The sequence below is a fragment of the Streptomyces sp. NPDC021020 genome (assembly GCF_044333285.1).
In the GTDB taxonomy this organism is placed as follows: Bacteria; Actinomycetota; Actinomycetes; order Streptomycetales; family Streptomycetaceae; genus Actinacidiphila.
Window position 1 is genome coordinate 948,228 of the sequence record NZ_JBIRQQ010000002.1, and the last position, 13,522, is coordinate 961,749.

General features: G+C 71.5%; 12 protein-coding genes. 7 read left to right on the top strand and 5 right to left on the bottom strand.

What is annotated here, in order from left to right:
• Nucleotides 1-31: 31 nt before the first annotated feature.
• Both ACH4SL_RS08450 and ACH4SL_RS08455 read left to right on the top strand, forming a co-directional pair.
• Nucleotides 32-688: a TetR/AcrR family transcriptional regulator gene (locus ACH4SL_RS08450; RefSeq protein WP_398442655.1), complete on the top strand. Its 657-nt coding sequence runs from the start codon at nucleotides 32-34 to the stop codon at nucleotides 686-688.
• Entirely contained in the window at nucleotides 685-1,416 is a 732-nt protein-coding gene (locus ACH4SL_RS08455; protein ID WP_398442656.1) for a VC0807 family protein, read from the top strand. The genes ACH4SL_RS08450 and ACH4SL_RS08455 overlap by 4 nt, the downstream gene beginning before the upstream one ends.
• A 12-nt stretch (nucleotides 1,417-1,428) precedes the next feature.
• On the opposite strand, the gene ACH4SL_RS08460 is transcribed toward ACH4SL_RS08455, so the two are convergent.
• Nucleotides 1,429-1,890, bottom strand: a complete 462-nt coding sequence (locus ACH4SL_RS08460; protein WP_398442657.1) for a DUF2000 family protein — start codon at nucleotides 1,888-1,890, stop codon at nucleotides 1,429-1,431.
• A 49-nt stretch (nucleotides 1,891-1,939) separates the two neighbouring features.
• Here ACH4SL_RS08460 and ACH4SL_RS08465 point away from each other — a divergent pair, with 49 nt between their 5' ends.
• Nucleotides 1,940-2,812, top strand: a complete 873-nt coding sequence (locus ACH4SL_RS08465) for a helix-turn-helix domain-containing protein (protein ID WP_398442658.1) — start codon at nucleotides 1,940-1,942, stop codon at nucleotides 2,810-2,812.
• Here the strand turns inward: ACH4SL_RS08465 and ACH4SL_RS08470 are convergent.
• Complete coding sequence (locus ACH4SL_RS08470) at nucleotides 2,782-3,654, bottom strand: glycoside hydrolase domain-containing protein (protein ID WP_398442659.1); 873 nt, start codon at nucleotides 3,652-3,654, stop codon at nucleotides 2,782-2,784. The genes ACH4SL_RS08465 and ACH4SL_RS08470 overlap by 31 nt on opposite strands.
• Nucleotides 3,655-3,821: 167 nt before the next feature.
• Here ACH4SL_RS08470 and ACH4SL_RS08475 point away from each other — a divergent pair, with 167 nt between their 5' ends.
• From ACH4SL_RS08475 to ACH4SL_RS08485, 3 genes are all read left to right on the top strand, one after another.
• Nucleotides 3,822-4,487 (top strand): hypothetical protein, encoded by a 666-nt coding sequence (locus ACH4SL_RS08475; protein WP_398442660.1) that lies wholly within the window; start codon nucleotides 3,822-3,824, stop codon nucleotides 4,485-4,487.
• Between the two features lie 100 nt (nucleotides 4,488-4,587).
• On the top strand, nucleotides 4,588-5,214 hold the full coding sequence (locus ACH4SL_RS08480; RefSeq protein ID WP_398442661.1) for an HAD family hydrolase: 627 nt from the start codon (nucleotides 4,588-4,590) through the stop codon (nucleotides 5,212-5,214).
• Between the two features lie 380 nt (nucleotides 5,215-5,594).
• Nucleotides 5,595-5,768 (top strand): hypothetical protein, encoded by a 174-nt coding sequence (locus tag ACH4SL_RS08485; protein WP_398442662.1) that lies wholly within the window; start codon nucleotides 5,595-5,597, stop codon nucleotides 5,766-5,768.
• A 60-nt stretch (nucleotides 5,769-5,828) separates the two neighbouring features.
• Here ACH4SL_RS08485 and ACH4SL_RS08490 read toward each other — a convergent pair whose 3' ends face one another.
• Nucleotides 5,829-7,448, bottom strand: a complete 1,620-nt coding sequence (locus tag ACH4SL_RS08490) for an ADP-ribosyltransferase domain-containing protein (protein WP_398442663.1) — start codon at nucleotides 7,446-7,448, stop codon at nucleotides 5,829-5,831.
• Nucleotides 7,449-7,685: 237 nt separating this feature from the next.
• Between ACH4SL_RS08490 and ACH4SL_RS08495 the strand changes: the two genes are divergently transcribed.
• Nucleotides 7,686-8,363, top strand: a complete 678-nt coding sequence (locus ACH4SL_RS08495; protein ID WP_398442664.1) for a macro domain-containing protein — start codon at nucleotides 7,686-7,688, stop codon at nucleotides 8,361-8,363.
• A gap of 86 nt (nucleotides 8,364-8,449) precedes the next feature.
• On the opposite strand, the gene ACH4SL_RS08500 is transcribed toward ACH4SL_RS08495, so the two are convergent.
• Nucleotides 8,450-11,194, bottom strand: a complete 2,745-nt coding sequence (locus ACH4SL_RS08500) for a glycoside hydrolase family 97 catalytic domain-containing protein (protein WP_398442665.1) — start codon at nucleotides 11,192-11,194, stop codon at nucleotides 8,450-8,452.
• A 28-nt stretch (nucleotides 11,195-11,222) separates the two neighbouring features.
• Nucleotides 11,223-13,522 (bottom strand): NPCBM/NEW2 domain-containing protein (locus ACH4SL_RS08505; RefSeq protein WP_398442666.1); only part of this gene is annotated, 2,300 nt, incomplete at its 5' end.

The window sequence follows — 13,522 nt, forward strand, 5'->3', positions numbered from 1 at the left end:
CGGGCGAGCAAACGCGCGTACCGTCTTGCTCATGCAAGCAAAAGACAGCTCGGGCAAGCAAGGAGTTGGTCAGGGGGCGGGGCGGAAGGGCAGGCCGTCCTTCACCGAGACCGGCCGCCGCGCCCAGATCGTCGCCGCCGCCATCGACGTCATCGCCGAATCGGGCTACCACCGGGCCTCGTTCGCGAAGATCGCCGAGCGCGCCGGGCTGAGCAGCACGGGGATGATCAGCTACCACTTCGACGGGCGCGACGACCTGATGCGCGAGGTCGTCGCCGAGGTCATGCGCCTGGCCGACAGCTACGTCCGCCCCCGCGTCATCGCCCACGGGGGCTACGCGGCCCGGCTGCGCGCCTACGTCGAGAGCAACCTCGACCTCGTCGCCGACCACCCCCGCCACATGGCCGCGATCACCGGCGTCCTCACCAACCTGCGTGGCGACGAGCCCGGCGCGGCCGCCTTCCTCGGCGCCGCCGAGGCCGGTCTCGCGGCCCAGGTGGAGCAGCTCCGCCGCGGCCAGCAGGCCGGGGAGTTCTGCGACTTCGACCCATGGGTGATGGTGCGGGCGATCCGCGCCGCCATCGACGACGTCGTGCGGCGCGCCGCCCACGACCGCGACCTCGACGCGCGCGCCGCGGGCCGCAAACTCGCCGACCTCTTCGACCGCGCCACCAGGAGGACGTCATGACAGCAGCAGACACGGGGGCTCAGATGGGCATCGCACACCGCACACCGCCGCGCGGCCCGGAAGGCGCCGCCGCAGAGCCCGCACCGCCCGCACCGTCCGCAGCGAACAGGACCGCGGCCCTGCGCCGCCGGCTCGCCGCGCAGCTCCTCTTCGAACTCGTCCTGCCGCTCGGCGCGTACTACGGGCTGCGCGGCGCGGGCGCCGGGCAGTACCTCGCAATGGTTGTCGGCGGCCTGCTGGTGCTGCCGTGGATCGGCTACGGCGTCGTACGGCAGCGGCGCGTCGAGGTCGTGGCGGTGTTCACCCTCACCCTGGTCGTGGCCGGCACGCTGCTGACCCTGGTGACCGGCAGCCCGCGGGTGCTGATGGTCCGGGACAGCTGGGTCACCGCCACCCTCGGCCTCTGGGTGCTCGCCACGCTCCTCTTCCGGCGGCCGTTCATGATGACGGCCTCCCGCGGCATCGTCATCGCCAAGGTCGGCGAGTCCGGCCTCGCCGCCTGGGAGGAGCGGTGGGACGCCGAGCCGCTCTTCCGCCACCAACTGCGGCTGCTCACCGCGGTGTGGGGCGGCGGCTTCCTGCTCGACTCGGCCCTGCGTGTCGTCCTGGCGTACACGATCCCGGTGGACGCCTTCCCGCTGGTCAGCACCGTGCTGTGGCTCGCGCTGCTCGGCGCGCTGATCGGCTTCCACAACTGGTACATCACCCGCAACGGGCTGAAGCTCTGACCGCCCCGGCCGTCAGGGGTGCATACGGGCGCCCTTGAGGATCTTGTCCACCGCGTTGCGCGGGCCGTGCACCGCCAGCCCGACCAGGTCGAGCTGCTCGCGGTGCACGGCCCGCACCGCCGCCCGGTTGTCGCGGTCGTTGCCCGTCGCGAACAGCTCCGAGGTGAAGACGGACACCGGCAGCGCGCGGGACAGCGCCCGGCCGTGCGCGGCGGTCAGCGTCTCCTTGCCGCCTTCGAGGACCAGCACCGGCTGGCGGAACATCGGCAGGTAGGCGGTGCCGTCGGCGTCCTCGTACCGCTCCCCGACCAGCTCCGGAAGGACGCTGCCGAGGCCGCTCACCAGGAAGGCCGTCACGTTCAGCCGCTGCCAGGTCCGCAGGTCGTCGCGCAGCAGGACGGCGATCTTGGTGTCGAAGCGTACGGGCGCGAAGTCGGCCCCGGTCCTGTCCACGGTTTCGTTCAGGATGTCCATGCCCCCAGCCTCGCGGCCGCGGGCGGCGCCGGTCTTGTACGTTCTTTGCATGGCACCGGCGCACGAGACCTCCGCGTGGCGCCCGCCGGTGGCGGGAGTCGTGGAGGTCCTCCACGCCCGCTTCACCGCGCACACCTACCCGATGCACGTGCACGACGCCTGGACGCTGCTGATCGTCGACGACGGCGCCGTCCGCTACGACCTGGACCGCAGCGAGCACGGCACCCCCGTCGGCACGGTGAGCCTGCTGCCCCCGCAGGTCCCGCACAACGGCTCGCCCGCCACGCCGCACGGATTCCGCAAGCGCGTCCTCTACCTCGACATGACGCAGCTCGACGAGCGCTTCATCGGCCCGGCCGTCGACACCCCGGATCTCGCCGACCCGCTGCTGCGCACCCGCATCGGGCAACTGCACCAGGCCCTCGCCCGCCCCGGCGACGAACTGGAGGCCGAGAGCCGCCTCGCCCTCGTCGGCGAGCGGCTGCGCACACACCTGCGCCCCCGGCTCGTCCCCGCCCTTCCCGGGCGGGACACCGGCGTCGCGCGCCGGCTGCGGGACCTCCTCGACGCGCACCTGCGCGAAGGCGTCACCCTGGACGAGGCCGCCCGCCGGCTGCACGCCCACCCCACGCACCTGGTGCGCGCGTTCAGCGCCGCCTTCGGCATCGCCCCGCACCAGTACGTGATGTCCCGCCGTGTCGACCTGTCCCGCCGGATGCTGCTGGACGGCCTGCCGGCCGCCGAGGTGGCGACCGCCGTCGGCTTCTACGACCAGTCCCACTTCAGCCGCCACTTCAAGCGCGTGCTGGGCACCGCCCCCGGCCGCTACGCCCAACGCGCGCGGGCCGCCGGCGGGGATCCCCGCCGGCGGCCCGCCGCACCCGTCCGTTCTCAGACGATGGCCACCGGGCCGTCCCAGTAGTCGCGGTCCACGGTGAGCGTGTAACCCTTGCGGGTCTCCTTGCTGTTGACCTGGTACTGGTGCCCCCGGCTGTGGCTGGTGTAGAGCTTCGTGCTCCAGGGCCAGTCCGTCGTGGTGGTGGCCTTGCCGTCCCACAGCGCGTACCAGAGGTTGCCGGGCAGGTCCGTCCGGTTCGCCGCCGTGGCCACGGCCTTGGCGCTGGACGTCGAGAACCCGTAGTAACCAGCGCGGTAGACCTTGTCGCGCAGCGTCTTGCTGAACGCACGCACGTACGCCAGCACGGCGTTGTTGCACGACGTGTTGGTGACGTCGTACGACTCCATGTCCAGGTAGATCGCCGAACCGGCCTTCATCCCCAGCGCCGCCGCCTTGGCGACCGCGTCCTTGCCGTCACTCGCCCCGAGCGACGTGGCCGTGGCCGCGGTGAGCTTCTCCGACTTCGTCCCCGTCTGGCACGGCGGCTGCGCGCCGACGTAGATCGGGACGAGCTTCCAGCCCGCCGCGTTGGCTGCCTTCACCCAGGAGGCGGTCAGGTTGGGCTGCGCGCAGCCCCGGTTGCGCCCGCCCACGTAGACGGCCGCGCCGCCGTAGTAGCCGTCCGCCTTCCACGCCTTCATCGCCGCCTGCGACGGCGCGGTGCAGGTGTCGAACGCCCGCCCGGTGAAGGTCTTCTGCGCGGGCCACGTGGTCGCCGCCATCGACGACTGCGCCATCACGACACCCCCCGCGGCGACGACGGCCGCAGCCGTCCCCCACGCGATGTACCGCCCCTTTTTCGACAACCGGTGCCTGGACAATCCCCACCCTCGTTCTCCGGCGACCCTCCCGGACCGCCCCCACATCCACCGCCCGGCCGCGCCGGACGAGCTTGATCGTAGAGCCTCCCCGCCCCCCTCCCTCACAAGGGTGCGACCCACGCGCACCCCACACCCCGGGGGCGATGTCCCACGGGACAGCCACCACCGCCGGGCAGGAACCGGGTGTCGGAGGCGTGCGCTTGGATGTGCGCGTGACCGTTCATGACATTGCCCGATGTCTGCCTGAGGCAGCCGTCCTCCGTGATCACTGCCGTGCCATGGCCATGCTGGAGGCGGTCCTCAGCCCCGAGTGGGAGGACCGCTACTGCTCCTTCGACGCCCACTGGTCCGAGGCGGAGGCCATGGCCTCGATGCGCAACGGGTCGGGTGACGAGTACTCGATCGTGTTCTCGGCCGCCGGCGCCTATGTGCGTGGCTTCGCGCACGAGTCACCCATGAGCCCCTACGGCGAGGACGGGCCGTGGCCCGGCGTGCTCGACGACGTGCCCGACGTCTTCCGCTCGTGTGTCGAGGAACCTGCCTTCTCCGACGAAAACGGGACGCCTGTCGTCACTGCCTGCATGTGGCGAGAGGCGGGGGACGACCACTGGAGGACCGGAACGATCGACTTCCCCGAAGCAGCGACGGGGGATCCGGACGGCGCTGCGTTCTTGTTCGGCCTGCTGGCGGATCGCTCAGCGGAAGCATTTCAGCAATGGGCCGAGGACTACTACGAGATACCGGTCGACGTGGAGGCAGTCCGGCACGTCCTTTCCTCGCGTCCGCTGACCGAAGAAGTGGTCCACGCGTTGAATCCGGAGATCACACTGGCCGACCTGGCAGGAGACATCACGGAGATCGGCTATCCGCTGGAGTGAGACACTGAGGTCTTCTCGGTGAAGATCGAACGTCCGGGACCAGCGGACGAAGATGCCGGTGTGCGGGCGACCGAGAGGGGCCTCGTGGATTGAGCGCTCCTTGGCACAGGCGGGGCGGGACGTCTCCTCGGCAGAGGTCGCGCGGATCAGCGCGGCCTTGGGCGCAGCAGGCAGGCGCCACGATGTCGCAGAGGGCTGGGCAGGCGCGGATCTGTCCGCTGCGGCCCACCGCGAGAGCTACCTGCGCTGGGTGACGGCCGCCGGTGTGGACTGCGTCCTGGCCGAGGTGATGTACGACGCCCTGTGCGACGCCGCCGACAACGTGTTCGCCGTCGACGTCGAACCCACGCTGGGGGCGCTCAAGGCAGCCGGGGTGAAGGTGGCGATCGTGAGCGACATCCATGTCGACATCCGCCCGAGCTTCGTGAAGGCCGGCCTGGACACGCACGTCGACGACTTCGTCCTGTCCTTCGAGCGTGGTGCGTGCAAACCCGACCCGGCCATCTTTCGCATCGCCCTGGATCGGCTCGGCGTGCAGCCCCACGAGACACTGATGGTCGACGACCGCTCCGGCCACGACGGCGCGGCCGTCGAAGCCGGGATCACGACGTTGCTCGTTCCACCGTTGACACACGCCGCGCACAAGCGGCTGCACCTGGTCCTCGGCGCCTGCGGCGTCGCCGGCGTCTCCCAGGCAACCGGCCACCGCTCGCCGGCAAGCGCCTGAGTGTCGTTCCCGGTCGCTAGGGTGCGGCGCATGCAATCGCTGATCACCGCCATCTCCGAGCACGATGATGCTGCCCGCTTCCTGGCCTGGCCGGGCGACTTCGCACTCGACCGGGGGTACCACGGCGAGGACGTTCGCCTTGCGTCGGGCGCGACTCTGGAGGGCTTCGCGGGCGATGGAGCCGGGGGCACGTACTTCTTCTGCGGCGAGGGCGGGGAGGAACGTCCGGTTCTCTACGCGGATTCCGAAGGCGGCGCGGCTCTGGTGCAATCGGCCTGCCGGAACTCCTCCGGCTCCTCCTGGTCGCGCCCTGGTGGCGCGACTGCCGAGCGTTCACCGCGGAGGAGAGCGGTGACCTGGCCGCCGAGTATCTGGAGGACATGCCCGACCTGGCACTTCGGCGGGACCGCGCGGCCGCTGCTCTCGGCCTTGAGCTTCCCGCCGAGGCCGATGTCCTGGCCCGCCTGCGTGAGGTCGCGACCGGGGCGGGCGAGGACTTCGTCCTGATCTCCACGCCAGAGGACGAGCCCTACGACCGGCTGATCAAGGGCTGAGCGGCATGCTGCCTTCGACCGGTCCGGCACTACCGGTCGTAGGCGACAATTCGCACCAGGTCAGGACACGAGCGGCTGGGCCTCCAGTTCGGTGAGGGTCACCGTGCACAGGCCGCCGCGTTCGGACCGGACGCCCGTCACCTTCAGCTGGGTGCCCGGAAGCAGGATGAACTCCTCCTCCCCGGTGAAGGCCGAGAAGTTCTGGATGCCCGTCGCGCGCAGCGGCTCGACGGTGAAGAGGGTGCGCTTGCCGCGGCTGCCGAGGAAGGCGCGGGCGACGCCGATGTTCGGCGTGCAGGACGACACGCCCCACCAGGTGACGGTCCGGCCGAGCGGATACTGCGCCCGCAGGTCGAGCGGCACGCCGCGCCACAGCGGTTCGGTCCTGGCCGGGAGTCCGGAGACCGCCGCGAACAGCAGCCGCAGATAGGGCAGGTACGGGACGACCCTGGTGCGGTCGGGCGAGCGAAGTACGGCGTTGATCTCCCGGTAGAAGGCGGACTCGCACGTGTAGAGGTAGAGCGCGGCGATGGCCTCCGGGGACAGGACGCCCGACAGCTCGTCCGCCCGGCGCTTGCCGAACTCGTGCGAGCGGCGGACGTGCCCGTCCAGCGCGGGCAGCAGCTCGACGACCGGGCCGACCGCGTCCCGGAAGTCCATGAGCGGCGTGTCGAGGACGCCGGTGACGGCGGGGAGGACGAGGCCCTCGTCCTTCACGCCCGCGAGGCGCTCCAGATAGAGCTGGTGCAGCTCCATCGTGGACGTGATGAACGCGCCCATCCGGCTCGCCACGTCGCCGTCCGCGCCGCCCGCCTGCGCCGCCGCCGCGTTCCACCCCGTGCTGGGCAGCCAGTCGACGGGATCGGCGCCGAGCGAGGCGAGCGCGTCGTTGACGACCGAGAAGTGCTCGCCGTCGCAGAAGATGTCGCCCTGCGCCGCCGGGTTGCAGTGGTCGATGTGCCGCACCTCGACACCGGGGTATTTCTTCTGCAGCCGTACGACGACCTGCTTGAGGCTGCGGGCGTGCGCGCCCCACCACGCGAAGACCACCCCGCGGTCCTCCTCCGGGGCGTCCTGCTTGGCCTTGAGGATCTCCTCGACGATCCGCTCGGCGACCGGCCGCCAGAAGGCGGTGTGCCGGTCGGGCCCCGAGGAGCCGTCGCTGTGCGCGGTCAGCGCCGCGTTCAGCAGCAGCACGCCCTGGGTGAGCATCGCCTGGAACCACTCGGGCGGCTGGACGGTCTCCCGCTCCTTCAGCAGCGCGCGCACATCCGCGATCGGGGTCTTCTTCGGTATCCCGTACTTCCACATCGCCGCCGCCTTGATGATGCAGCGGATGCTGACGACCCGTCCGAACTGGCTGTCCTTCCAGTTGTGGAAGGTGTTGTCGAACATCGCGATGCCGGTCGCGCTCTCCGGCCGCGGGTACGGATTCTGGCCGAAGACCACGACCTTCCACTTGTGCGGCGCGTGCGGCTTGAGCGCCTGGAAGGTCAGCTCGCGGACCGGGACGACCTCCGGGCGGCGCTGCGGGCCGATGAGATCGGCCGCGCCGGGCTGCGCCTCGATGACCGGCTTGAGGAGCGGCAGCCACGGCTCGCCGCCGCCCGCGAAGAGCTCCGCGAGAGCCAGCGGGTCGTCGGGGCCGGGTGCGGCGGAGGTGGTGGGGGCGTCGCTCATGGCGGAATCTCCGGTGTGTCGAAAGTGGCCGACCGCGGCCGTACGGTGTCCGGCCCGCGCGGCCCTCGTACGGCCGGCTGCGGCACCTCTACTCATACCGGAAGGGTCTGACATCTGCTCACACGCACGAGCGCGGACCGCGGATGACGGGCCGTCAGCGCCTCGGAGGGGTGTTGTCAGTGGGGGGCGGTAGCGTCGTGATCGACAAGGGGAAAGATCTCGACCGTAGGGGGACCCATGAGCGTGGACCGGGTGCAGCAGCCGCTCCGGGTGGTGCTGGCCGACGTGAACGCGACGGTGGTGGAGTCGTGGCGGGCGGCCTTCGCCGACACGCCCGGAATCGAGATCCGCAAGGCCTCGATCCTCGACCAGGACGTGGACGCGTGGGTCAGCCCCACCAACTCCCGGGGCCGGATGGACGGCGGGGTGGACGCGGTCGTCAAGCGCCACCTGGGAGCGGGCATCCAGCTGCGCGTGCAGCGCGCGATCCGTGACGAGGCGGGCGGCCGGCTGCCGGTGGGCAGCGCGGTGTGCGTGCCGTCCGGGGCGGTCCGCCCGAAGTACCTGATCTCGGCGCCGACGATGGAGGAGTCCGGGCAGAACGTGAGCGAGACGCTCAACGTCGCGCTCGCCTGCGCCGCCGCCTTCCAGGCCGTCCACCGGCAGAACGGGCAGGTGCCCGGCAGTATCGGGTCCGTCGCGCTGGTCGGGATGGGCGCCCGGACGGGACGGGTGCCGGCCCGGGTGTGCGCCAACCTGATGTGGACGGCCTACACCCTCTTCCAGGACCACACGTTCGAGGACTACGACGACCTGCGCCGCACCGTCGTCGCGCAGCTCGACGACATCGAGAACGTGCCGGAGACCCGCCGGGTGCGGATATCCCCGCCGCAGGCACGGTCCGCCCGCCGCTGACGGCCGCGTTCCCGGACGCGCCGCGGGCCGCCGTCCCGCCACCTCGGGGGTGACGGGACGGCGGCCCGCAGCGGGACGTGGGCGGATCAGTCGGCGCAGGTGAGCTGGGCCGTGCCCCAGTCCGCGTGGTCGAAGGAGGTGCCGTCGCCGCCGTCCCCGGCCGTGAGGGTCAGGGTGTGGACCCCCGTCGTGTCGGCGGTCAGGTCCACCGCGCCCTGGCCGCCGCGCAGGACGTCGGTGGTGGCCAGCTGCCTGCCGTCACCGAGGACGGTGAAGGTCACGCTGCCCTTGCCGCCGGTCTCGTCGTCCACGCCGACATGCGCCTCGAAACGCGTGCAGCGGCCCTGGATGTCGATGGCGACCTGGGACGGGGCGTTCACGCCCAGGCCCTTGGCGTAGACGGTGCCGCCGATGGTGATCGGCTTGCCGTCACCGGACCCGGTCTCGCCGTTGGACTGGTCGCGCTCGACCGGCCCCCACCCGTTGGTCGCGGAGACGAACGGCTGGTCACTGGCGTACGCCGTTCCGTGCAGCGGGATGCTGACGTGCACGATCTGCTCGACGTGCACCGGTGGCGCCTTCCCGCCGGCCGGGTTCGCGTACTCGACCCACACGGGGACGTCCACCGAGCCGCCCGGCTGGTCCTTGCCGACCGTCACCCGCCACTGGCCGCCGAGCTCCTGGCCCGCACGCAGGCTGCCCTTCGTGACGTCACGGCCCGACACCGTCCAGCCCTGGGGGAGCCGGGAGCGGTCCAGCGTCATCCGCACCTGGTGCAGCCCCGCCTGCGGCGAGGTGAAGCCCGCGTCGATCCGCACGCCGCCCCCGGGCTCGGCGGTCGCCGCCGAAGGGTCGAGGGTCAGCGTGGTGGCCGGGGCGGTGACGACCGGCTGCTCGCAGTCGGTACGGCCCCGGGTCGCCGGGCACGCGAGGGCGGCGAAACCGCCGTCGGTGGCGGCGTCCACCGTGAGGGTGTCGCGGGCGGTCACCGTCCGCACGGTGCGCTGCAGCTTCCCGTCGCTGTCGCCGACCGTCTCCAGCAGCCAGCTGCCCTTGCCGAGGAAGCCGAGCGGGGCCTTCATCGTGTCGGCCTGGCCGGCCAGGATGCCGCCGACGAACCAGCGGTCGCCGCTGCGCCGGGCGATGACGACCTGCCGGTCGCCGGCTGCCTGCACGTCGGGCGAGCCGGAGACCAGCCGGGTCTCGTCCCACGCGGTGGGCAGCTGTTCGAGGTACTTCTCGGCCACCGGCTGGGCGGCGAAGCCTTCCGGCTTGTCGCCCAGGCTCGTCCAGCCCGACTCGAAGACCACCGGCAGCGCCAGCTCGCGCGCCAGGGTGTCCTTGCGGCCGGGACGGGAGAACCAGGTCGGGGTGTAGTCCATCGAACCCACGACGTTGCGGGTGAAGGCCAGGAAGATGTCGCGCGTGGTGTTCTGCCCGTTCTCCTCGCCGCGGACCGCCTCGACGCTCATCACCTGCGGCCAGGTGCGCTGCAGGCCGCGCGGGATCGTCGCCCCGTGGAAGTCGATCATGAGCTTCAGCCGGGCGGTGTCGTGCAGGATGTCGTCGTACCACTGGAAGGTCGACTGCGCGTCGGAGTACATGTAGTCGACCTTGACGCCCGCGACGCCCCAGGCCTTCACCTTGGGCAGCCAGGCGTCGCGCTGCGCCTGCGTGCGCAGCGCGTTCCAGTCGAACCACAGGAGCACGTCCACGCCCTTGGCCCGCGCGTAGCGGACCAGTTCGGGGACCCAGCTCTCCTGCCAGCCGGCGTCCACGAGGGTGTACTCCAGGCCGTGCGCGGCGGCGTAGTCGACGAAGTCCTTCTGCCGCTGGAAGTTCGCGGGGCTGGAGCCGTCGCTCAGCCAGGACCAGTCGTCCACGCCCGGACGGATCCAGGAGGTGTCGGTGATCTTCGACGGCGGCGCGAGGTCGTCGACCAGGGTGGAGCCGACGATCGTGTCCAGGTTGCCGACGATCGCGGTGCGCCACGGCGTGGCGAGCGGCCCGGCCGCGGTGACGGGCTGGTCGTCGGCCAGCGCGACCCGGTAGGCACCGCTGCCGGCCTGGTGGTCGAGGTGGCTGCCCGAATACCGGCCGTCCACGTCGGCCTCGGTGAGCAGCACATAGCTGCCGCCCGACTCGAAGAGCGTGGGGTAGCCGAAGGAGCAGGTGTCGCCGTCGCAGGTCTTCGGCTGCGCGTCGTTGGCGGCGCCCGCGGTGGTCTGGGTGCGCTCGGTCTCGTAGCTGGGGTTGTACGGCTGGACCCACGCCTTGGCGTCCACCGGGAGCTGGAACGTCGAGGCCTCCTGGGTGACCGTCACCTGCCCCTTCCCGCCGACCAGGTAGCGGTAGGCGACACCGTCGTCCGAGACCCGGACCACGACGCCCAGCGTCGCGCCGCCGGCGCCCCGGAAGGTGAGGGTCGACTCGCGCATCGTCGCCGAGCGCACCGCCTGCTTGCCGGCGGTCATGCGGTAGGACTCGTGGACGGTGCGGTCGTGCCGGTCCACCAGGCGCAGCCCGGTGGTCAGGTCGTCGGTTCCGGTGCGGATCCCGAGCCGGCCCGGGAGCAGGACCGGCCGGCCGTTCCGCTCGACGGCGAGGGAGGGCTCGCCCGCGCCGTCGACGGTCACCTGGGCGGTCAGGCCGGAGTGGGCGGGGCCCGCGATCGTGGTGGTGCCGGAATGCTGCGGCCGGGCGCTCGACGGCGCCGCGGCCGCCACCACCAGCCCGCTGCCGGTGAGGGCCGCGAGGGCGAGGCCTGCGACCGCCTTGCCGGCCGGGCCGGTTCTGCTCGTTCTTCCGGTTCTGCTGTGCCTGAAGTGCATCAGTGTCCTATCGAACGTCGATTACGCGTCAGTTGCAGGTGAGCGTGGGCATGGCCCAGTCGCCGTGGTCGTAGGCGTTGCCGTCGCCGGCGTCGCCGACGACGAGGTCGAGCATCTGCACGCCGGTGAGATCGGCCGTGATCTTCTGGGCCGGGTCGTTCCCCCGGACGGTCTTGGTGGCCGCCAGCGTCTTGCCGTCGCCGAGGACGCTGAAGGTCATGGAGCCGCCGCCGCCCGCGTCGGCGTCGTTGCCGACGCTGGACTCGAACGCCGTGCAGTTGCCGCCGAGGTAGATCGAGACGTCGCTGACCGAGTTGGTGCCGAGCCCCTTGGGGTAGACGGTGCCGGCGATGGTCAGCGGGCCGCCGTCACCGGAGTTGGTGCCGCCCACGGACAGGTCGCGCTCGACGGGGCCCCAGCCGTTGGTGGCGGAGACGAAGTCGAGGTCGCTGACAGCGTTCACCCCGGAGGGCGGCGGCGGGTTGACGACGCTCACCCCGGTGTCCTGGCGCAGCCACTGGGCGACGCCCGACTGCGCGAAGGTCGCGGTGGCCGAAAGGGTGGCTGCGGACGCCTTGTCGGTCGGGGCGGTCAGCTCCCAGACCGCCGAGAGGCTCTGGCCCGGCCGGACCTCGCCGAAGACCTGCGGCTGCGCGTCGTAGCTGAAACCGGGCGCGGCGAGGGTGAGGTTGACGCCCTCGGCGGGCTTGCCGTGCTTGGGCACGGAGACGGTGGTGGTGACGGTCAGGGTCTTGCCGCGCTGCACGGACGCGCTCGACGGGGTGACCGTCAGCGAGGCCGCGGGAGTCTGCGCGCGGGTGCTGCGGAAGGACAGGTTGTCGAACTGGTCGGTGACGTACGAGGTGAGGCCGAGACCGCCCTGCCCGGCGGCGTAGGTGCTGTCGCGGACGGTGCCGACATCGTTGCCATCGACGGAGGCGGTGATGGTCGAGCCGCTGAAGGACAGCCCCAGCCGGTGCCATTTCCCGGTGCCGAGCGCGGCCGTCGCCGAGCGGCTGAGCACGGTGCGGTGGCCGTCGGCGTCGCTGCGGAACAGCGTCCACGCGCCGGTGTCGCTGATCTGGAAGTAGTAGCCCTGCTGGTGCGACTGCGGCCGGTTCTGGGTGCCCGCGCGCCCGATCAGCTCGACCGTGCCGGGCTTCGCAAGCTCCACGTCGGACTCGAACGAGTAGTCCGTCCAGGTCGGGTCGCCGACCAGGGTGAAGGCGTCGGAGTCGTCCTGCCACTCGATCGGCTTGGTGTCCGCCATCTGCTGCAGGCACATGCCGTGCCGCCCGGCGGCGCACTTCTGCACCTCGAAGGAGCCCTGCATGTCCGAGACGTAGCGTGCCTCGGTGCCGGCCTTGTCGCGGTCGAAGGTGTCGGAGTACGGGAGGGCCAGCGCGTGCGCGGCGGGCGACTTCGCGGTGCCCTTGCCCTGGCCGGTGGTCGTGGTGACGGTGTAGATCCAGCCCGGCTTCGCCGTGAGGGAGTAGCTGCCGTCCGCGGGTGCGATGTCCTGGAGGTGGACGAAGTCGGTCGCGGGGTTGGGGTTGTTGACGTCGGTGGCCCAGACGTGGGCGGTGCCGGTGGACAGGCCGCCCTTGACGGTGAAGTTCACCGTCTGGTCCTCGGTGGCGGTGGTGGTCTCCAGGACGGTGGAGTAGTCCTTGCCGTTGGGGGACTTGAGGGTGATGTAGCTGCCGTTGGTCTCGGCGCCGCCGAGGTAGCCGGAGGCGGAGTCGACGAACTGCCAGCCGGGCTGGGCGAATTGGGTGACCTGGGCGGTGGCCCAGGTGTTCTCGCCGATCGAGTAGTTGCCCGACCAGGGGGAGTTCGCGGTCGCGAGGCCCACGGTGTTGTAGGGCAGGTTCTGGTAGACGGAGGCGATGAGCGGCCAGTTGAAGAAGTTGACCATCTTCGCGTCGGTGTAGCCGCGGGTGATGGCCCGGATCAGCGCGGGCGCGCCGGTGTTCATGTCCTGCGAGCCGTTCTCGCTGTCCCACAGCGGCTTGCCGCTGTCCCGGGCCGCGCTGGTGCTGGAGCAGGTGTGGGCGTTGCCGCCGTCACCGCCCTCGCAGGAGTAGTGGGTGCCGATGATCGACACGGCGTCGTCGAACGCCTTGTCCTTGGCCATGTCGTCGGCCACGCCCCAGCCGCTGTCGTCGGCGACGAGCTGGATGTCGGAGTAGCCGGCCTTGTCGAGTGCGGTGCGTAGGTGGACGTACCAGTCGGCGTCGTGGCCGCGTTCGTTCCAGCCGCCGAGGTAGCTGATGGGCAGTCCGTGCTGCTTGGCGCAGCCGAGCCAGGTGATGAGGTAGTTGATGG